Below are 18485 nucleotides of genomic sequence, written 5' to 3'. Positions count from 1 at the left end.
CTCGAGAGCATCGGAGCATGTTCGGCTCCCTGAAGGTGCGTAACTACCGGCTGTTCGCCTCCGGACAGGTGGTGTCCAACGTCGGCACCTGGATGCAGCGGATCGCGCAGGACTGGCTGGTGCTCACGCTCACCGGCAACAACCCGGTGGCGCTGGGCGTCGCGGCGTCGCTGCAGTTCCTGCCCACGCTGCTGTTCACGCTGTGGGCCGGGGTGCTGGCCGACCGGTTGGACAAGCGCAAGCTGCTGGTCGTGGTGCAGGTCGGGATGGCGCTGTGCGCGCTGGTGCTCGGTGTGCTGGATGTGACCGGGCTGGTCCAGCTGTGGCAGGTCTACCTGCTGTGCTTCGCGCTCGGCGTGTTCGCCGCCGCGGACATGCCGGTCCGCCAGTCGTTCGTGGCCGAGATGGTCGGGCGGGACCACCTGGCCAACGCCGTCGCGCTGAACTCCTCGACGTTCAACCTGGCCCGGGTGGTCGGGCCGGCGGTGGCCGGCTTGATGATCATCTGGGTGGGCACCGGCTGGGTGTTCCTGGTCAACGCGGTGAGCACGGTCGCGGTGATCGCCCAGCTGGTCCGGATGAACCCGGCCGAGCTGCACCGCGGCAAGGGTGCCGCGCGTGGGCGCGGGCAGCTGCGGGCCGGGCTGCGTTACGTGCGCGGCCGGCCGGACCTGCTGACCCTGCTGACGCTGGTGTTCTGCGTGAGCACGTTCGCCATCACGTTCTTCGCCACGCTCGCCATCGCCGCGGCGAACGTGTTCCACCGGCAGGCCGACGCGTACGGGCTGCTGTCCACGCTGCTCGCGGTGGGCACGCTGACCGGGGCGCTGCTGGCCGTGCGGCGCAGCACCCGCGGCAGGCCCGGGCCGAAGCTGCTGGTGCGCGCCGCGATCGCGTTCGGCGTGCTGGAGATGATCGCCGGGCTGATGCCGAGCTACCTGACGTTCGGGCTCGCCCTGATCCCGGTCGGGGTGGCCCTGATGACGTTCATGACCACGGCCAACAGCACCATGCAGCTGTCCGTCCCGGCCGAGATGAAGGGCCGGGTGATGGCGCTGTACATGCTGGTGTTCATGGGCGGCAACCCGATCGGCGCACCCATGGTCGGCTGGCTGGCCGCGCAGTTCGGCGGCCGCTCGCCGTTCCTGGTGGGTGGCGCGATCGCGGCGCTCTCCGGCCTGGTCGGCGGTTACGTGCTGGTGCGGCGCCGGCGGGCGCAGGCGCACGGTGAGGTCGCGCTGCCGGAGCCGGCCGTCGCGCTGGAACGGGCGGCGTGAAGTGCGATGAATGCGTCCTTCCTCACGTCCAGTGCGAGAAAGGCCCCCTTCATCGCATCCCGGACCCCCCGGGGGGAACTACCCCATTGGGCGGATTGCGAACAACGCGGAACTTAGGCTAGCCTAAGTCGTCCGCTTCGTGGTGGGAGCGGCAGTCAGTTCGGGAACGGCGAGGCCCTGCTCCGTGTGGGCGGGGCCTCGTTACCTGACCGGCCAGCTGTGCACCGGCAACCCGGACTGCATCAGCTCGATGTACCGGCGCAGCATCGCCACCAGCGCCGCGTCCCGGTCCAGGCCGCCGTGCTCCAGCCGGGCCACGGTGTCCCGCTGCCATGAGGAGCCGGTCTGCCGGGTAATGCAGCGCCGTTCGATCACGCCGAGGTAGCGCTCCCGGGCGACGTCGGACATGCCGCAGTCGCGTAGCCCCTCGTGCGCCATCGGCAGCAGCAGCCGCAGCACCAGCTCGTCCGGCGGCACCCAGCCCACACCCGGCCAGTACAGCTGCGCGCCGAACGCGTGCCGGGCCCCGGCGTGCAGGTTCTCCTCGGCCGCCTGGAAGGACATCTTCGTCCACAGTGGACGGTCCGCGGTGGCCAGGGCCCGCTGCGCGCCGAAGAAGAACGCCGCGTTGGCGATCAGGTCGAGCACCGTCGGACCGGCCGGCAGCACCCGGTTCTCCACCCGCAGGTGCGGCACGCCGTCGGTCACGTCGTACACCGGCCGGTTCCAGCGCCAGATGGTTCCGTTGTGCAGCCGCAACTCCGCAAGTTGCGGGGCGTGCCCGGAGTCCAGCGCCTCCAGCGGGTCCTCGTCGTCGATCTCCGGCAGCAGGCCGGGGAAGTACCGGACGTTCTCCTCGAACAGGTCGAAGATCGACGTTATCCAGCGTTCACCGAACCACACCCGCGGCCGGACCCCCTGGTTCTTCAACTCTTCCGGCCGGGTGTCGGTGGCCTGCAAGAACAACGGGATCCGGGTCTCGTGCCACAAAGCCTTACGCAGCAAGAAGGGCGAGTTGGCGGCGATGGCGACCTGCACGCCGGCCAGGCACTGCGCGGCGTTCCAGTACGCGGCGAACTGGTCCGGCTCCACCTGCATGTGCAGCTGCGCGGACGTGCACGCCGACTCCGGCACGATGGAATCGGCGTAGCTGCGCAGTTTCTCCGAGCGCTGGCCGGGGATGGCCGGGCCTTCCATGTGCAGCACCATGTCCTCACCGCGGGCGGCGAAGATCTGGTCGTTGAGCACGGCGTAGCGCGGGCTGTCGGACAGCCACCGCGGGTTGAAGTGCTCCTCGCGCAGCGTCGGCAGCATGCCGGTCATCACGATGCTGGCCCCCGCGTCCCGCGCCTTGAGGTTGGCGTCGGCGAGCGCGTCGGTCAGCTCCCGCTCCAGCTCGATGGCCTGGTTCCCGGCGACCGGTCGGGGCCGCACGTTCAGCTCCAGGTTGTGCTGCGCCAGCTCGATGGTGAACGCCGGGTCGTTGAGCTTCTCCAGCACCTCGGCGTTGGCCATGGCCGGCTGCAGGTCGTCGTCGACCAGGTTCAGCTCGATCTCCAGCCCCATCCGCGGCGGCGACTGGGAGAACCCGCCTTCGGTGAGCATCCGCGCCAGCGCGTCCAGGCAACGCTGCACCTTCTGCCGGTACCGCTGCCGGTCCGCATGGCTGAACGCCACGGTCGTGACAGTGCGTCCCATGCCGCCCTCCTCCACACGTTGGCTCTCGCCAACTGAGCGGGATACCAACCGTGACATACGCGCAGCCCGAATTTCTAGCGCCCAATGAGGTGCAAGCGCGGGTTTTGGGCGTGACGCTCAGCTAGAAGGCGCTACATGCCACACTTTGCGTCGTGGCGTGGATGATCCAGGTGAGCGATCCGGCGGATCCGCGCCTGGCCGACTTCCGCGACCTGACCAGGGCGGACCGGCGGCCGGACCGGCCCGGGGGGAAGGGGCTGGTCATCGCCGAGGGGGTGGTCGTGGTTCGGCGGCTGCTCGCCTCGGCATACCCGGTGCGTGCGGTGCTGGGGGTCGAGCGTCGGCTCGAGGAGCTGGCGGACGACTTGGCCGGGGTTGACGTGCCGGCGTATGTCACTTCGGCGGATGTGATGGCGCGGGTGGTCGGGTTTCACCTCAACCGCGGGGTGCTGGCGGTGGCGGACCGGGCGGCCCGGTTGCCGGTGGAGGAGCTGGTGACGCGGGCGCGGTTGCTGGCGGTGCTGGAAGGTGTGGGGGATCACGAGAACCTGGGCGCGCTGTTCCGCAACGCCGCGGCGTTCGGTGTGGACGGTGTGCTGCTGGGGCCGGGCTGCGCGGATCCGCTGTACCGGCGGAGCGTGCGGGTGTCGATGGGGCATGTGCTCGCGGTGCCGTTCGGGGTCGTCGAGCCGTGGCCGGCGGGGCTGAAGTGGTTGCGGGATCAGGGTTTTCGGGTGCTGGCGCTGTCCCCGGGCGGGGGCCTGCCGCTGGCTTCCGTCGATGCGGGCGAGCGGGTGGCGGTGCTGCTCGGGTCGGAGGGCCACGGGCTGACGGCCGAGGCGATGGACGCCGCCGACGCCGCGGTGCGGATACCGATGGCCAGCGGCGTGGACTCGCTGAACGTGGCGACCGCCGGAGCCGTCGCCTTCCATGTGCTGGGAAGCCGATGACGGAGAACGGGGTGGGGATGCAGCTGCGCGCGGTGGGTGAGCGTGCGGTGCTGGTCGGGCGGGACGGCGAGGCCGAGCTGGAGGTCGACCCGTTCAGCCTGGCCTTAGACGGCGACCTGTCCGAGGCGCTGCACGAGTGGGCGCGGGTGGCCTCGGCCGTGCGGCGCAGCGCCACGTCGGAGCCGGGGCCGGCCGGCGCGGTGATCTCGCGGCGTGGGCGGCAGCTCGCCGAGCGGCTGGCCGCGTCGATGGGTGCCCCGGTCGGCTACGAGGATCCGCTCACCGGTGAGGTGTCCGTTGTGGACCCGCCGGAGGCCGGCGAGCCGGCGGCGCCGCGCGAGGCCCCGCCGGCCGAGCCGGTGCCGTGGCTGACCGGGCTCACCGTGTCCGCGTTCATCTTCGTGCTCGTGGTGTTCGCGGTGATCACCCTGGCGAACACGCTGGCCGCCACGAACCCGTTGCTGGCCATCGTGTCCAACATCGTGGTGACCGCCGGCATGCTCCCCTCGGTGTGGCTGGTCCGCCGCACCCCGATCTGGCGCTGGGTCGCCTACGGCGTCGGCGCCGCCATCGCCGCCGGCTGGCTCGCGGTTCCGTTCATCCTGTTTTAGCCCGAAGTTGCGAATGATCAACTGTTTGCACATCAGGTTTGAGCTGGGCAGGCGATCTCCTGTGGCGGTCGGGATTCTGGCTGCCTGACCACGAGTCGCCGGCGGATAGGTGCGGCGGGGAAGCGTCCTTGGTCACCCTAGGCGTGAGGAAGGACGCGTTCGCCACGCTCGGCCCCACCGTGCACACACAGGCGCGTCCTGTAGCCAGCAGCACCATCGCTCCTGGCTACAGCAAACGGCTTGATCGACACGCTTCACAGGTGAACCACCGAAGGCCTACGCAGAATCACCGCACCTTCGGTTAGACCAGGGAGTCGAGCCAGGTCTGGTGGAGGGTGGCGAACCGGCCGGTGGTGCCCTCGATGAGGTCGGCCGGCGAGCCTTCCTCGACGATGCGGCCGTCGTCCACCACGAGCACCCGGTCGGCGATCAGCACGGTGGACAGCCGGTGCGCGATGATGATCGCGGTGCGCTCGGCGAGCACGGACTCCAGCGCGGCCTGCACGGCGCGTTCGGTGGGGACGTCGAGGCTGGAGGTGGCCTCGTCGAGCACCAGGACCGTTGGGTCGGCGAGGAACGCGCGGGCGAACGCGACGAGCTGGCGCTGGCCGGCGGACAGGCGGCCGCCGCGTTTGCGCACATCGGTGTCGTAGCCGTCGGGCAGCGCTGCGACGAACGGGTCGGCGCCGACCGCGCGGGCGGCGGCGCGGATCTCCGCGCGGGTGGCGTCCGGCCGTCCCAGGGCGATGTTGTCCGCGACCGACCCGGCGAACAGGAAGCTCTCCTGGGTCACCATGACGACCGCGCGGCGCAGGTCGGCGTCGGTGAGCCGGGCGAGGTCGACGCCGTCCAGCGCGACCGTGCCGGCGGTCGGGTCGTAGAACCGGGCGACGAGCTTGGCGATCGTGGACTTGCCCGCGCCGGTGGCGCCGACCAGCGCGACGGTCTGCCCGGCCGGGATATGCAGGTCCAGCTCGGGCAGCACGACCGGGGTGTCCGGGCCGTAGCGGAACGACACGTGGTCGAACGTGATCTCCCGGCCCTGGCTGGCGGTCGCCGGGAGGGCCGCCGGGTCGGGTGGCTCGTCGACGTCCGGCGTCTCCTCCAGCAGGCCGGAGATCTTCTCCAGCGAGGCGCTGGCCGAGGAGTAGGTGTTGGCGAACATGGCCAGCTCGTCCAGCGGGTCGTAGAACCGGCGGAGGTACAGCGTGAACGCGGTGAGCACGCCGAGCTCGAGCCCGCCGCCGACCACCCGCCACGCGCCGATCGCCAGCACCACGGCGAGCGAGAGGTTGCCGACGATGCGCACGGTCATGGTGTAGATGGCGATCAGGCCGAACGCCTTGGCGTGCGCGTCGCGGAACCCGCCGTTCAGCTCGTGCATGATCGCGGCATTGCGCGGCTCCCGGCGGAACGCCTGCACCGCCCGCACGCCGTTCATCGTCTCCACGAACTGGACGATGATCTTCGCGATGGCCGAGCTGGTGCCGCGATAGGTCTGCTGCGAGCTTCGGTAGAACCAGCGGGTCACCAGCAGCAGCGGGACGAACCCGGCCAGCACCAGCAGCCCGAGCGGCGGGTCCAGCACGATCAGCATGGTGCCGATGCCGAGCACCGACAGGCCGGCGCTCAGGATGTCCTCCATGCCGTCCTCGAGCAGATCCTTGATCGAGTCGATGTCGCTGGTCATCCGGGAGATGACCCGGCCGGAGGTGTACTTCTCGTGGAACCGCAGGGACAGCCGCTGCGCGTGCCGGAAGATCCGCTGCCGCAGCTCGATCAGCACGTCCTGGCCGAGCCGGCCGGCCACCCGCAGGAACAGGTAGCGGAACCCGGCCGAGCCGAGCGCGGTGAACACGTAGCCGCCGACGCACCAGGCGAGCACGGTGCTGTCGCCGTGCAGCGCGTCCGGCACGCCGGTGTCGATCGCCGCCGCGATGAGCAAGGGCCCGGCCAAGCCGACGGCGTTCTCCATGATCACCAGCAGCAGACCGAGCACGACCTTGCCGACGTGCGGGCGCAGCACCGAGCGCAGCAGCCGCCGCGACCGCGCCTGCAGCCGCAGCCCCGCGGCCCGGGTGACCTCGGTCAGATCCTCGGCGGCGACACCGTGCCAGTTTGGGCTCGCTCCGCTCGCGGGAGCGGGCCTTGACGTGGTGTCTTCCCTCCTGCGCTGCTCGGTCGCCGGTGTTGATACCGACCCCCTGACGGGCCCCACCCCCTCCTCCTCGCTCCCTGCGCTGCTCGTCAGTCCAGACACCACCGGCCCGCTCGGGTCTTGTGCCGATCCGCTCACGCCACCACCTCGTCCCGCTCGGTGTCCAACGTGGACAGTAGGGATCGATAGTCGGGGCTGTCGGCCAGTAGTCGGGAATGGGTGCCGACGGCGGTGATGCGGCCGTCCTGGAGCAGGGCCACCCGGTCGGCGAGCTGGACGGTGCTCGGGCGGTGCGCGACCACCAGGGCGGTCACGTCGCGCAGGACGCTGCGCAGCGCGTGCTCCACCTCCGCCTCGGTCTGAACGTCCAAAGCGGACAGTGGGTCGTCGAGCACCAGCACGGCCGGCTTGCCGACCACGGCCCGGGCGAGCGCGAGGCGCTGGCGCTGGCCGCCGGACAGGGACATGCCCTCCTCGCCGATCCGGGTGTCCAGGCCCCACGGCAGGTTGTCCACGAACGTCTCGGCCTGGGCGATGCGCAGCGCCTCCCGAACGTCCTCGTCGGACCTCGACCCGCCGAGCGCCACGTTCTCCCGCACGCTGGCGGAGAACAGGATCGGGTCCTCGAACGCGGTGGCCACCACCGCGCGGAGGTCGGCGAGGGCGAGCTTGCGGATGTCCACGCCGTCGATGGTGATCTTTCCACCGGTCACGTCGGCCAGCCGCGGCACCAGCGCGGTCAGCGTCGTCTTGCCGGTGCCGGTGGCGCCCACCAGCGCGACGGTCTCGCCGGGCCGCAGGTCCAGGGTGACGCCGCGGAGCACCTCGGCGCCGCCGCCGGGATGTCCGAAGTGGACGTTCTCGAACCGGACGTGGCCGCGCACCGGTTTCGGCAGCGCGCGGGGGCGCTCCGGGTCGGTGATCGTGACCGGCGCGTCCCGCACCTCCCAGTACCGCTGCAGCGCGGTGGCCGCCCGGTTGGTCTCGGCCAGCAGCCAGCCGATGGAGTCGGTCGGCCAGCGCAGGTAGGTGGCCACCGTGATGGCCGCGACGAGCGTGCCGAACGTCATGTCCCCGTTGACGATCGCCCGGGTGCCGAACAGCAGGTGGCCGCCGATGCTGAGCTCGGGCAGCACGATGATCGCCGCCCAGAGCAGGGCCACCACCGCCACCATGCGCAGCTCCGTGCCGCGCAGCTCGCGGGCCTGCCGGGCGAACTTGGCGGCCAGGTGCGGGCCGCGGCCGAACGCCTTGAGCACCCGGATGCCGAGCACGGACTCCTCGACCGTGGTGGTCAGGTCGCCCACCTGGTCCTGGCTCTTCCTGGACAGCGCGGCGTACCGGGTCTCGTACAGCGTCGAGATCATGATCAGCGGCACCGCGCAGACCAGCGACACCAGGCCCAGCACCGGCGCGATGACCAGCAGCAGCACCAGGCCCAGCACCAGGATGATGCTGTTGACCACCAGGAAGATCACCGCGAACGCGATGAACCGGCGCACGGTCGACAGGTCCGACACCGCGCGGGAGAGCAGCTGCCCCGACTGCCAGCCGTCGTGGAACGACACCGGCAGGCGCTGCAGGTGGTTGTAGAGGTCGTCGCGCATGCGCGCCTCGACCGTGGTCATCGGGCGGGTGACGAGCTTGCGCCGCACGAAGAACAGCAGTGCCTCGGTGGCGCCGAGCACGGCCACGCCCAGGATCAGCACGGGCAGCACGCCGACGTCCCGGTGCGCCACCGGCCCGTCCAGGATCCGCTGCAGCAGCAACGGAATCGTGAGGCCGCACACCATCGAGCAGAACACGGCCAGCATCGCGCCGATCATGCGTCCGCGTACCGGCCGAAGATAGGGTCCCAACCGTCGAATCGCGGCCCAACTGGAGCCGCGTTTGTGCCGATGTTCCTTTTCCGCCATGGTCACCCCTCGCCGCCCCGTCGACGGTAAGGGATCGCCTCCGTCGCGGGCATCTGCTTTTAGCCTGCAAGCTCCAGTGCGCTGGAGGTCAAGCCCGGCGCGAGTCCCCGGTTCAGGAGCGCGAGTCCCCGGTTCAAGACGGCGAGTTCCCGGTTCGGGAGTGCGAGTTGGGTGTTCCGAGCGTCGAACTCAGGGGCCCGAATGTCGGACTCGCGTGCTGGAACCGGGAACTCGTGTGCTGGAAGTGGGGACTCGCGGGATTTCCGGAGGGGCGGTTGCTGGCCCTGCGGGACGGGCAGCTGTACGTGCTCGCACCGGACGGGTGGACGCGGCTCGGGGGACCGGCGCCGGCCAGCTCGACGCCGCTCAACCGGGAGGACGCCGAGGACTGGTGCGAGCGCGAGGGGTGGGACCTGCACCTGCTGGACCAGGTGCCGCAGCTGACCGCCTAGCCGCGGTTGGAGCGGGTGCCGAGCAGCACGTCCTCCCACGAGGGGACGGCCGGGCGGCCCTTCTTGGTCTTGGTGCGGCGGCCCGAAGCGGCGGGCGCCGCCGGCGCGGCGGGAGGCTCGGGCTCCTGAGCGGCCGGCGCCGGCGTCGCGGGAGCGGCGGCTGGGCTCCGCTGCGCCGAGGTACCGGGGGCGGAGGTTTGGGTCGGGGCCGGGGCGGCAACCTGCGGTTGCGGAGCCGGAGCGGGTGTACGGGTGGGGGCCGGGACTGGCTCGGCCGCGACCGCGGGCTCGGCGGGCTTGGGCTCGGGGGTCAGCTCGAAGTCCTCGACGAACTCCTGCTCGGTGCGGATCTCCGGCTCGGGCTCCGGCGCCGGCGGGGTGGCGGCCCGGCGCGGCGGCTCGCCGCCGTTGACCGCGTGCCGCTCGGTGCGCGGCTCGGCCTGCTGCACCTCGAGCGCCTGCTGGGCGAGCTGGGTGACCGGGCGGACCGTGCGCAGCGGCCGGTTGGACGACGGGTCCAGCAGGTCCAGCGCGTGGTCGTCCATCGGCGTGACGGTGCCGCCGTGCGCCCCCGGGTGGAACGCCCAGTGCGCGCGGTTGAACGAGCGGCCGGCGGTCCAGGACAGCTGGACGACCCACTTGCCGTCCTCGCCGCGCCACGAGTCCCAGTTGGCCACCGAGTAGTCCTGCCCGCGCAGGCCGAACGCGTGCGACACGACCTCGCCCAGGGTCTGCACGTCGGGCCCGTCCTCGCGCACCGGGTGCGCCCGCTGCGCCAGCTCCGCGGTGCGGGAACGCTCGAGCAGCACCGGATAGGCGAACCGCTCGACGCGGTGCTCCGGCAGCCCGGCCGCGGCCGCGACCTGTTCGACGGACTCTCCCGCGCGGATGCGGGCTTGGATCTCACGAGGACGCATCTGGCTCTCCAGCTCGATGGCGATCTGGCCGAGTCGGGTGATGTCTCCCCGGGCTGCCGCGCGCAGCCGCTCGTCCGCGGGAAGTGAGAAACGCTCGCCACGGGCCGGGTCCTCGAGGATGACGGTGCGACCGTCATCCTCGAGCCCGACGATCCGCAGCGCTCGCATCGCAGGCCTCCTCATGGCTTTGAACAGACTTCACCTCGGTGTGTGAAGTCCACCGTAGTTGCCACCTGCATGATCACGGGCGAGGCGCGCCGGGCGCCGACCAGGTGTTTCCGGTGATCAACTCGTACACCTCGATGTAGCGCAGCCGCGTCGCCGCAACGACATCGTCCGGAATCGCCGGCCCCGGCGGGGTTTTGTCCCAACCCGTCCCGGCCGCCCAGTCGCGCACGATCTGCTTGTCGTACGAACGTTGCGGCCGCCCCGGCTGCCATTCGCCGGCCGGCCAGAACCGCGACGAGTCCGACGTCAGCACCTCGTCGCCCAGCGTCAGCACCCCCTCGGCGTCGACGCCGAACTCGAACTTGGTGTCGGCGATGATGATTCCGCGCTCCGCCGCGTGCGCCGCCCCCCGCGCGTACAGCTCCAAGGTCAATTCGCGCAGGCGGTCCGCGGTCTCCCTGCCCACCGAGCCGACGACGTCCTCGAACGTCATGAACTCGTCGTGCCCCTCGGAAGCCTTGGTGGTCGGCGTGAAAACCGGCTCCGGCAGCCGGCTGCCCTCGAGCAGACCGGCCGGCAGCGGCACCCCGGAGACGCTCCCGTGCTTCTGGTACTCCTGCCAGCCGAGCCCGGCGAGATAGCCCCGGGCGATGCACTCCACCGGCACCATCGTCAACGGCCGGCAGCGGATCGCCCGCCCGGCGAACTCCGCCGGCACGTCCGAGGAGATCACGTGATTCGGCGCGACCTCCGAGAGCCGCTCGAACCAGGACAGTGACAACTGCGTCAGCAGCGCGCCCTTGTCCGGAATCCGGGTCGGCAGCACGACGTCGTACACCGAGATCCGGTCCGAGGCGACCAGCAGCAGGTCGCCGTCGATCTCGTACAGATCCCGGACCTTGCCCGAGTACAGATGCCGCACGAGGAAGTATTAGATCCGCTCCACCAACCAGTCGACGCAGCGGGTCAGCGCGGTCACATCGGCGGGCTCGACGGCCGGGTACATGGCCACCCGAAGCTGGTTGCGGCCCAACTTCCGGTACGGCTCGACGTCGACGATGCCGTTGGCGCGCAACGCTTTCGCCACGACCGAGGCGTCCACGTCGGCGGCGAAGTCGATCGTGCCGACGACCTGTGAGCGGTGCGCGGGGTCGGCCACGAACGGCGTCGTGTACTCCGTTCGCTCGGCCCAGGAGTAGAGCCGCTCCGACGAGTCACGGGTCCGCCCGACGGCGAAGTCCAGCCCGCCGTTCGCCAGCATCCAGTCGACGGTCTCGGCCAGCAGGTAGAGCGTGGCGATGGCCGGTGTGTTGTACGTCTGGTCCTTGACCGAGTTGTCCACCGCGGTGGTCAGTGACAGGAACTCCGGGATCCACCGGCCGGAGCCGCCGATCTCGGCCACCCGTTCCAGCGCCGCGGGGCTCATCAGCGCCAGCCACAGCCCGCCGTCGGAGGCGAACGACTTCTGCGGCGCGAAGTAGTAGACGTCGAAGTCCTCGGCCCGCACCGGCAGCCCGCCCGCGCCCGAGGTGGCGTCGATGGCGACCAGCGCGCCCTCGGAGCCCGCGGGTCGGGCAACCGGCACCGCGACCCCGGTCGACGTCTCGTTGTGCGCCCAGCCGACGAGGTCGCAGCCCGCCGCGTAGCTGATCTCCGGCGCGGTCCCGGGCTCGGCCTTGACCACCACCGGCTCGGCCAGGAACGGCGCGGCCGTGGCCTTGGCGAACTTCGCCGAGAACTCGCCGTAGCTGAAGTGCTGCGCGCGCTCCCGCACCAGGCCGAACGCGGCCGCGTCCCAGAACGCCGTCGCGCCGCCGTTGCCGAGCACGACCTGGTAGCCCTCGGGCAGCGCGAACAGCTCGCGCAGGCCCGCGCGCACCCGGCCGACCAGCGACTTGACCGGCTTCTGCCGGTGCGAGGTGCCCATCAGCGCGGCGCCCTCGGCCGCCAGCTTGGCCAGGTGCTCCGGCCGCACCTTGGACGGGCCGGACCCGAACCGCCCATCGGACGGCTTGAGCTCGGCCGGCAGTGTGAGCGTGGTCGGGTCGGCAGTCGTCGTCATGCCTACAGTCTGTCAACCCCGGCTGATGGCGGGGTCGGCACCCGGTCGTGGAGAGAGCGAGGTCATAGTCCGTTCCAGTAACGGAAGGTCCACCGCGATCCACAGCCCGCCGCCGTGGTTCGGGTTGGCGTAGACGATGCCGTGGTGTGCGTGCGTCACCGAGCGCACGATCGACAGGCCGAGGCCCGCGCCGTCGCGGCTGGCGGTGCGCTCCCGATTGAGCCGGCGGAACGGTTCGAACAGCGCCGGCACGGCGGACGCCGGCACCTCCGGCCCGGTGTTGCTGACCAGCAGCGCCGGCCGATCGCCGACGCGGATCAGCACCGAGCCGCCGTCCTCGTTGTAGTTGATGGCGTTGTGCACCAGGTTGGTGACCAGCCGCTCGAGCAGCACCGAGTCGCCCATGACCACGCGCGGCTCGAGGTCGCTGGCCAGCGTCACGCCCTGCTCGGTGGCCATCGCCGCGGACGAGCGCAGCACCGCGTCGACGATCTCGTCCAACCGCACCGGCACCCGGCTGACCAGGCCCTGGTCGCTGCGGGCGAGCACCAGCAGGCCCTCGATCAGCCGCTCGCTGCGCTCGTTGGTGTGCAGCAGGTGCTGGCCGAGCCGGAGCAGCTCCGGGGTCGCGGTCGGGTCGGCCATGGCCACCTCGATCAGCGTGCGCTGCACGGCGAGCGGGGTGCGCAGCTCGTGCGAGGCGTTGGCGACGAACCGCCGCTGGCCGTCGAACGCGGCGGCCAGCCGGTCGAGCATGCCGTCGAACGTGTCGGCCAGCTCCTTGAGCTCGTCCTGCGGGCCGTCCAGGTTGATCCGCCGGTCCAGGCTCTCCGCGCCGAGCCGCTGCGCCGTCGACGTGATCGTGTTCAGCGGCCGCAGCGCGCGCCCGGCCGTCCACCAGCCGAGCAGGGCCGCGAGCACCCCGGTGACGACCAGGGCGATCCCGGAGGCGATCAGCAGCTTCTGCATGGCCGATGCGCGGAAGGTGTCGACGGCTCCCTCCACGCCTTTCTGGAAGAACTGCTTGTCGAGCACGGGCGGCGGCGCGGTGACCGTGGCCCCGCCGCTGACGCCCGGCCCCCCGGCGAAGTTGGAGACGAACAGGCCGGCCTGCGGGACGATCTCGTTCACCAGCACGTAGTTGATCAGCAGCAGAGCGGTGCCGGCGAGCAGGAACAGCCCGCCGAACATCAGCGCCCAGCGGGCGCGCATCGAGAGCCTCATGCCATCACCTCGCAAGCTCGGACGGTGGCGTACCCCGCGATGGGATCGCTCGTCCTTCGGCGACGGGCCGGTGTCTGGTGTTCGCTCCGCACGGGTTTTGTTGACGTGCGGCGGTTGAGTGGGTGGCTGGGTTCAAAGAAGGCTTGGGCAGGGAGCGGAGCCCCGAGTTGATCTCCCGGGCTCGGCTTGGCGGGGTGGTTCGGGGCCAGGGGGGCGTTGGTCAGTGTGCTGAAGGACTCCTTGAGAACGCTCAATGACAGGAAGGGTCCCTTCGTGACATCAGGCCCTGCCACCGCAGCACCACCAGTCACACGCTCCCCGAGCCGAGACCGAAACGCTGATCTTGACGCCTTGCCAACCTGCATGCGCAAGATCAACCCGGGCCTCGGCCACCTCCCCAACCGTCTCATGGCCCGATCCGGTATCCGGCGCCGGGCACCGTCTCGATCACCTGGGGATCGCCGAGCTTGCGGCGCAACGTCATCACGGCCACCCGGACGGCGTTGGTGAACGGGTCGGCGTGCTCGTCCCACGCCTTCTCCAGCAGGTCCTCCGCGCTCACGATGGCGCCCTCGGCCCGCATCAGCACCTCCAGCACGGCGAACTCCTTGGGGGACAAGAGAACGTGCCGGCCGTCCCGGGAGACCTGGTGGCGCGGCAGGTCCAGCAGCACGCCGCCGCGCTCCAGCACGGGCGGCAGCGCCGGCCGCGCCCGCCGGCCGAGGGCCTGCACCCGGGCCACCAGCTCGGCGAACGCAAACGGCTTGGTGAGGTAGTCGTCGGCGCCCAGGGACAGGCCGGCGACCCGGTCGGTCACGTCTCCGGCGGCGGTCAGCATGATCACCTTGGCCTCCCCGCCGGCCGCGATGACCTGCCGGCACACGTCGTCGCCGTGCGCCCCGGGCAGGTCGCGGTCGAGCACCACCACGTCGTAGGCGTGCACCCCGACGCGTTCCAGCGCGGCGTCGCCGTCGTAGCAGACGTCCACGGCCATGGCCAGCCGGCGCAGCCCCTCGGCCACGGTGTCGGCGAGGAGCCGCTCGTCCTCCACGACAAGCACCCGCATGGCCGCCAGTGTCCGCTAACCCGGGGTAAGCGCCGGATAAGGATTTTCGCTTAGCGCCCCCGAATCACCCGATCCGTAGACCTGTGTCCACAACCGAGCGAAAGGACTCGTGATGAGCGTTCGATGGCGGCTGGCCGCACTCGTCGCGCTGGCGTTCGCGCTGGTCACGGCGTGTGGTGCCGGGGGATCGGCCGGGAACAAGGTGGCATCGCTGTCGTCGGCGGCCGCGGCACCGTCCGACCAGCAGCAGGCCAGTGACGGCCGCAGCGACGAGGACAAGATCCGGGACTTCACCAAGTGCATGAAGGAGCACGGCGTCGACATTCCCGAGCCGACCAACGCGCCCGCACCCAAGGCCGGCGGTAGCACCGGTGGCGGGCCGGGCATCGTGATCCAGGGTGCCGGGCCGGACAAGGAGAAGATCGACAAGGCCAACGAGGCGTGCAAGTCGCTGCTGCCCAACGGCGGGAAGCCGCCCAAGCTGGACGCCCAGCAGCTCGACGAGGCGCGCAAGATGGCCAAGTGCATGCGGGAGCACGGCATCAACATGCCGGACCCCGACCCCAACAGTCCGGGCATGATGTTCGGCCAGGGTGAGGGCGACCGGGTCGACCCCGAGGTCATGAAGAAGGCCGCCGAGGAGTGCAGTGGCGGCAAGATGCAGTTCGAGACCAAGGAGGATGGCGGCGGTTCCTCCTCCGGTACCTCCGGTTCGGGCGGGTCGAAGTGACCGAGCCCTTCATGGAGGCCGACGGGCCCAGAGCGGTGCGGCGCCGGCGCCGGATCCGGTGGCTGGTGGCCGGCGCGGTGGTGATCGTGGTGCTCGGCGTGGGCACGGGCGTGGTGATGACCCGGCTCGGCTCGCGCCCGGCCGCCGCGGCGGCGCAGGGTCCGTCGCCGGCGGACACCGCCGAGGTGTCCACGGTGGACCTCGCGGAACGGCAGACGCTGAACGGGAAGCTGGGCTACGGCGAGGAGCACGCGCTGTCCGGTCGCAAGCCCGGCACGATCACCGCCGTGCCGGCGCAGGGCACCGTGCTGGAGCGGGGGAAGACCGTGTACCAGGTGGACGCCAAGCCGGTGCCGCTGTTCTACGCCGACATCCCGCTCTACCGTGACCTCGCCGCCGGCATGACCGACGGGCCGGACGTCAAGGTGCTCGAGGAGAACCTGAAAGCGTTGGGGTACACCGGTTTCGGCACACCCGACAAGAAGTTCACCGACGCCACCGCGACCGCGATCAAGAAATGGCAGAAGGCGCTCGGGCTGGACGAGACCGGCGTCCTGCACATGGGCGACGTGATCGTCACGTCCGGTCCGGTGCGGGTCGGCTCGGTCAGCGCCGAGCTCGGCGGGCGCGGCGAGGGCGAGCTACTGAAGTACACCGGGACCGGCCGGGCGGTGACCGTTGAGCTGAAGGCCTCGCAGAAGGAGCTGGCGAAGCCGGGCACCAAGGTCGGGCTGACCGTCGCCGGGAAGTCGACGGCCGGCACGGTCGCCTCGATCGCGCCGGCCACGCCGAGCGGCAACGACAACAGCGAGCAGAAGTTCAACGCGACGGTCACGCTGGACGACCCGGCCGCGATGGGCGAGCTGGACGCGGGCTCGGTGGACGTCACGTTCACCACCGGCGCGCGGAAGGGTGTGCTGGCCGTGCCGGTCGGCGCGCTGCTGGCGCTGTCCGAGGGCGGCTACGCGGTGGAGGTCGTCGAGGGGTCGAACCACCGGCTGGTCGCCGTGCAGACCGGCCTGTTCGCCGACGGCAAGGTGGAGGTCCAGGGCGACCTGACCCCCGGCATGCGGGTGGTGACCACGTCATGACCGAGGACCTGAGCGGGCCGGCGATGCCTGACTGGCGCTACGCCATCGAGCCGGAAATAAACACTGCGAGCAGCGCAGGGAGCGAGGAACGAGCGACCGAGCCGCGCGAAGGAGCGAAGGCGGGAACAGGATCAGCGTTTAGGCCCGCTCGCGCGAGCGGAGCGAGCCAATCCAACGCTGTTCTGGCGCTGCACGGGGCGAGCCGGACGTACCCCGGTGGGGTGCAGGCGTTGCGTGACGTCTCGCTGACCATCGAGCCGGGCGAGCTGGTGGCCATCGTCGGGCCGTCCGGATCCGGGAAGTCCACGCTGCTGCACCTGATGGGCACGCTGGACCGGCCGAGTGCGGGACGGGTGGAGATGCGCGGGCACGACGTGGCGCGGCTGTCCGACCGGCGGCTCTCGGCGCTGCGCTCGCGCTGGATCGGGTTCGTGTTCCAGCAGTTCTTCCTGACCGACGGGTTGCCGGCGGTGGACAACGTGGCGGCCGGGCTGGCCTACGCCGGGGTGCCGGCGCGGCGGCGGCGCGGCCTCGCGCTGGCTGCGTTGGAGCGGGTGGGGCTGGCCCGCCGGGCCTGGCACGTGCCGGGTGAGCTGTCCGGTGGGGAGCGCCAGCGGGTGGCGATCGCCCGCGCGGTGGTGAACCGGCCGGCGATCGTGCTGGCCGACGAGCCGACCGGTAACCTGGACAGCCACACCGGTTCGGAGATCCTGCGCCTGCTGGTGGAGCTCAACGCGGCCGGCACCACGGTCGTGCTGGTCACCCACGACCACGCGATCGCCGCGTCCGCCCGCCGGCGGATCGAGGTGCTGGACGGCGAGGTGCGGCTGGACACCGCGCAGACCGTGGGGGTGGGCCGGTGACCACGCTGGTTTCCATACCGCCGCCGTCGAGCGGAGCGAGTCCCGATGACACCGTGCCGCTGCCTCGTCCGCGCCGGCTGGGGCCGCGGGACGTGCTGCGGCTGGGTGGGCACGGCATGCGCACCCGGCCGCTGCGAGCGGTGCTCTCCGCGCTGGGCATCGCGATCGGGATCGCGGCGATGATCGCGGTGGTGAGCATCCCGGCGTCGAGTGCGCAGGCGCTCCGGGACGAGATCGCCGCTCTCGGTCCGAACCTGCTGACCGCGGCGCCCGGCCGGACGTTCGGTGGGGACAACGCCGAGTTGCCGGAGACCGCGGTGCCGATGGTGCGCCGGATCGGGCCGGTGACCGACGTGTCCGGGGTCGGCGTGGTGTCCGCGACGGTGCGCCGCAGCGACCGGGTGGACGCCGCGGAGACCAGCGGGCTGGCCGTGTACGCGGCCACACCGGACCTGTTGCGCACCCTGCGCGGCAGCGTCCACAGTGGACGATTCCTGGACGCGGTCACCGAGCGCTACCCGACGGTGGTGCTCGGCGCGGTCGCGGCCACCCGGCTGGGTGTCGACCGGGTCACCCCCGGTGCCTCCCGCCAGGTGTGGATCGGCGGGCAGTGGTTCACCGTGATCGGCATCCTGGACAAGATGCCGCTGGCGCCGGAGATCGAGCGGTCCGTGCTGGTCGGCTGGACGGCCGCGATGGAGCGGCTCGACTTCGGCGGGCACCCGGGCGCGATCTACCTGCGGGTGGAGAGCGACCAGGTGGAGGCCGTCCGCGGGGTGCTCGCGCGCACCATCAGCCCGGAGCGGCCGAACGAGGTCCAGGTGGCGCTCCCGTCCGAGGCGCTGGCCGCCCAGCGGCTCGCGGACAGCTCGTACAACGCGTTGTTCCTGGCCCTCGGCGGGGTCGCGCTGCTGGTCGGCGGCGTCGGCGTGGCCAACACGATGGTGATCGCGGTGCTCGAGCGGCGCCGGGAGATCGGCCTGCGCCGGGCCCTCGGCGCGACCCGGCGCCAGGTGCGCGGCCAGTTCCTCGCCGAGTCCGTGCTGCTGTCCAGCCTCGGCGGCATCGTCGGTGTGCTGATCGGGGTCGGCGTCACCGCCGTCTACGCCCTGAGCAAGCACTGGCCCGCCGTTTTCCCACCGATCGCCCTCCTCGGCGGGGTCGGCGTCGCCGCCCTGGTCGGCGCCCTGGCCGGCGTCTACCCCGCCATGCGCGCCGCCCGCCTCGCCCCGACCGAAGCACTGGCCTGACCTGACCGGGGGTGGAAAGGCGCGGTGTGGCACCGATGTCGGGGACGGTGCC

16 protein-coding genes are annotated in these 18485 nt (G+C 71.5%); 8 read left to right on the top strand and 8 right to left on the bottom strand.

The features are described 5' to 3' along the window. Positions 1-17: 17 nt before the first annotated feature. Entirely contained in the window at positions 18-1277 is a 1260-nt protein-coding gene (locus VGR06_RS06025) for an MFS transporter (protein ID WP_327557957.1), read from the top strand. 201 nt (positions 1278-1478) lie between these two features. On the opposite strand, the gene VGR06_RS06020 is transcribed toward VGR06_RS06025, so the two are convergent. Continuing rightward, a complete protein-coding gene (locus tag VGR06_RS06020) occupies positions 1479-2975 on the bottom strand; it encodes a glutamate--cysteine ligase (RefSeq protein WP_327557956.1) in 1497 nt (498 codons plus the stop codon). 161 nt (positions 2976-3136) lie between these two features. Between VGR06_RS06020 and VGR06_RS06015 the strand changes: the two genes are divergently transcribed. Both VGR06_RS06015 and VGR06_RS06010 read left to right on the top strand, forming a co-directional pair. Beyond that, the gene (locus VGR06_RS06015; RefSeq protein ID WP_414637163.1) at positions 3137-3925 is read left to right on the top strand and encodes a TrmH family RNA methyltransferase; all 789 of its coding nucleotides are present in this window, start codon (positions 3137-3139) and stop codon (positions 3923-3925) included. A gap of 17 nt (positions 3926-3942) precedes the next feature. Beyond that, positions 3943-4536, top strand: a complete 594-nt coding sequence (locus VGR06_RS06010; RefSeq protein WP_327557967.1) for a DUF2537 domain-containing protein — start codon at positions 3943-3945, stop codon at positions 4534-4536. A 301-nt stretch (positions 4537-4837) separates the two neighbouring features. Here VGR06_RS06010 and VGR06_RS06005 read toward each other — a convergent pair whose 3' ends face one another. Then, entirely contained in the window at positions 4838-6754 is a 1917-nt protein-coding gene (locus tag VGR06_RS06005) for an ABC transporter ATP-binding protein (protein WP_327557954.1), read from the bottom strand. A gap of 74 nt (positions 6755-6828) precedes the next feature. Beyond that, the gene (locus tag VGR06_RS06000; RefSeq protein WP_327557953.1) at positions 6829-8508 is read right to left on the bottom strand and encodes an ABC transporter ATP-binding protein; all 1680 of its coding nucleotides are present in this window, start codon (positions 8506-8508) and stop codon (positions 6829-6831) included. A gap of 377 nt (positions 8509-8885) precedes the next feature. On the opposite strand from VGR06_RS06000, the gene VGR06_RS05995 reads away from it, so the two are divergent. Next, positions 8886-9062, top strand: a complete 177-nt coding sequence (locus VGR06_RS05995; protein ID WP_327557952.1) for a hypothetical protein — start codon at positions 8886-8888, stop codon at positions 9060-9062. On the opposite strand, the gene sepH is transcribed toward VGR06_RS05995, so the two are convergent. The 5 genes from sepH to VGR06_RS05970 all read right to left on the bottom strand — a co-directional run bounded on the left by sepH (position 9059) and on the right by VGR06_RS05970 (position 14499). After that, entirely contained in the window at positions 9059-10147 is a 1089-nt protein-coding gene (sepH, locus tag VGR06_RS05990; protein ID WP_327557951.1) for a septation protein SepH, read from the bottom strand. The genes VGR06_RS05995 and sepH overlap by 4 nt on opposite strands. A gap of 73 nt (positions 10148-10220) precedes the next feature. After that, a complete protein-coding gene (locus VGR06_RS05985; RefSeq protein ID WP_327557950.1) occupies positions 10221-11069 on the bottom strand; it encodes a phosphoribosylaminoimidazolesuccinocarboxamide synthase in 849 nt (282 codons plus the stop codon). 9 nt (positions 11070-11078) lie between these two features. Continuing rightward, positions 11079-12209, bottom strand: a complete 1131-nt coding sequence (serC, locus tag VGR06_RS05980; RefSeq protein WP_327557949.1) for a phosphoserine transaminase — start codon at positions 12207-12209, stop codon at positions 11079-11081. Positions 12210-12221: 12 nt separating this feature from the next. Then, positions 12222-13433: an ATP-binding protein gene (locus tag VGR06_RS05975; protein ID WP_327557948.1), complete on the bottom strand. Its 1212-nt coding sequence runs from the start codon at positions 13431-13433 to the stop codon at positions 12222-12224. A 406-nt stretch (positions 13434-13839) separates the two neighbouring features. Beyond that, complete coding sequence (locus tag VGR06_RS05970) at positions 13840-14499, bottom strand: response regulator transcription factor (RefSeq protein ID WP_327557947.1); 660 nt, start codon at positions 14497-14499, stop codon at positions 13840-13842. 112 nt (positions 14500-14611) lie between these two features. Here VGR06_RS05970 and VGR06_RS05965 point away from each other — a divergent pair, with 112 nt between their 5' ends. The 4 genes from VGR06_RS05965 to VGR06_RS05950 all read left to right on the top strand — a co-directional run bounded on the left by VGR06_RS05965 (position 14612) and on the right by VGR06_RS05950 (position 18433). Then, on the top strand, positions 14612-15229 hold the full coding sequence (locus VGR06_RS05965; RefSeq protein ID WP_327557946.1) for a hypothetical protein: 618 nt from the start codon (positions 14612-14614) through the stop codon (positions 15227-15229). Positions 15230-15240: 11 nt separating this feature from the next. Continuing rightward, the gene (locus VGR06_RS05960) at positions 15241-16320 is read left to right on the top strand and encodes a peptidoglycan-binding protein (RefSeq protein ID WP_327557966.1); all 1080 of its coding nucleotides are present in this window, start codon (positions 15241-15243) and stop codon (positions 16318-16320) included. Between the two features lie 221 nt (positions 16321-16541). Continuing rightward, positions 16542-17183, top strand: coding sequence for an ABC transporter ATP-binding protein (locus VGR06_RS05955; protein WP_327557945.1), 642 nt, complete (start codon positions 16542-16544; stop codon positions 17181-17183). Between the two features lie 116 nt (positions 17184-17299). After that, positions 17300-18433 (top strand): ABC transporter permease, encoded by a 1134-nt coding sequence (locus tag VGR06_RS05950; protein WP_327557965.1) that lies wholly within the window; start codon positions 17300-17302, stop codon positions 18431-18433. Positions 18434-18485: the final 52 nt, after the last annotated feature.

It is taken from the genome of Actinophytocola sp. (assembly GCF_036002505.1).
Taxonomy (GTDB): Bacteria; Actinomycetota; Actinomycetes; order Mycobacteriales; family Pseudonocardiaceae; genus DASYTH01.
Note: the sequence above shows the minus strand (reverse complement) of the source record. Positions and strands in the feature narration are given on the sequence as shown.

What these genes read in the sequence shown, in the direction of transcription:
- VGR06_RS06025 (WP_327557957.1), top strand. Translation starts at nt 18, where the DNA reads ATGTTCGGCTCCCTGAAGGTGCGTAACTACCGGCTGTTCGCCTCCGGA.
- VGR06_RS06020 (WP_327557956.1), bottom strand. Translation starts at nt 2,975, where the DNA reads ATGGGACGCACTGTCACGACCGTGGCGTTCAGCCATGCGGACCGGCAG.
- VGR06_RS06015 (WP_414637163.1), top strand. Translation starts at nt 3,137, where the DNA reads ATGATCCAGGTGAGCGATCCGGCGGATCCGCGCCTGGCCGACTTCCGC.
- VGR06_RS06010 (WP_327557967.1), top strand. Translation starts at nt 3,943, where the DNA reads ATGCAGCTGCGCGCGGTGGGTGAGCGTGCGGTGCTGGTCGGGCGGGAC.
- VGR06_RS06000 (WP_327557953.1), bottom strand. Translation starts at nt 8,508, where the DNA reads ATGCTGGCCGTGTTCTGCTCGATGGTGTGCGGCCTCACGATTCCGTTG.
- sepH (WP_327557951.1), bottom strand. Translation starts at nt 10,147, where the DNA reads ATGCGAGCGCTGCGGATCGTCGGGCTCGAGGATGACGGTCGCACCGTC.
- serC (WP_327557949.1), bottom strand. Translation starts at nt 12,209, where the DNA reads ATGACGACGACTGCCGACCCGACCACGCTCACACTGCCGGCCGAGCTC.
- VGR06_RS05975 (WP_327557948.1), bottom strand. Translation starts at nt 13,433, where the DNA reads ATGAGGCTCTCGATGCGCGCCCGCTGGGCGCTGATGTTCGGCGGGCTG.
- VGR06_RS05970 (WP_327557947.1), bottom strand. Translation starts at nt 14,499, where the DNA reads ATGCGGGTGCTTGTCGTGGAGGACGAGCGGCTCCTCGCCGACACCGTG.
- VGR06_RS05965 (WP_327557946.1), top strand. Translation starts at nt 14,612, where the DNA reads ATGAGCGTTCGATGGCGGCTGGCCGCACTCGTCGCGCTGGCGTTCGCG.
- VGR06_RS05960 (WP_327557966.1), top strand. Translation starts at nt 15,241, where the DNA reads ATGGAGGCCGACGGGCCCAGAGCGGTGCGGCGCCGGCGCCGGATCCGG.
- VGR06_RS05950 (WP_327557965.1), top strand. Translation starts at nt 17,300, where the DNA reads ATGCGCACCCGGCCGCTGCGAGCGGTGCTCTCCGCGCTGGGCATCGCG.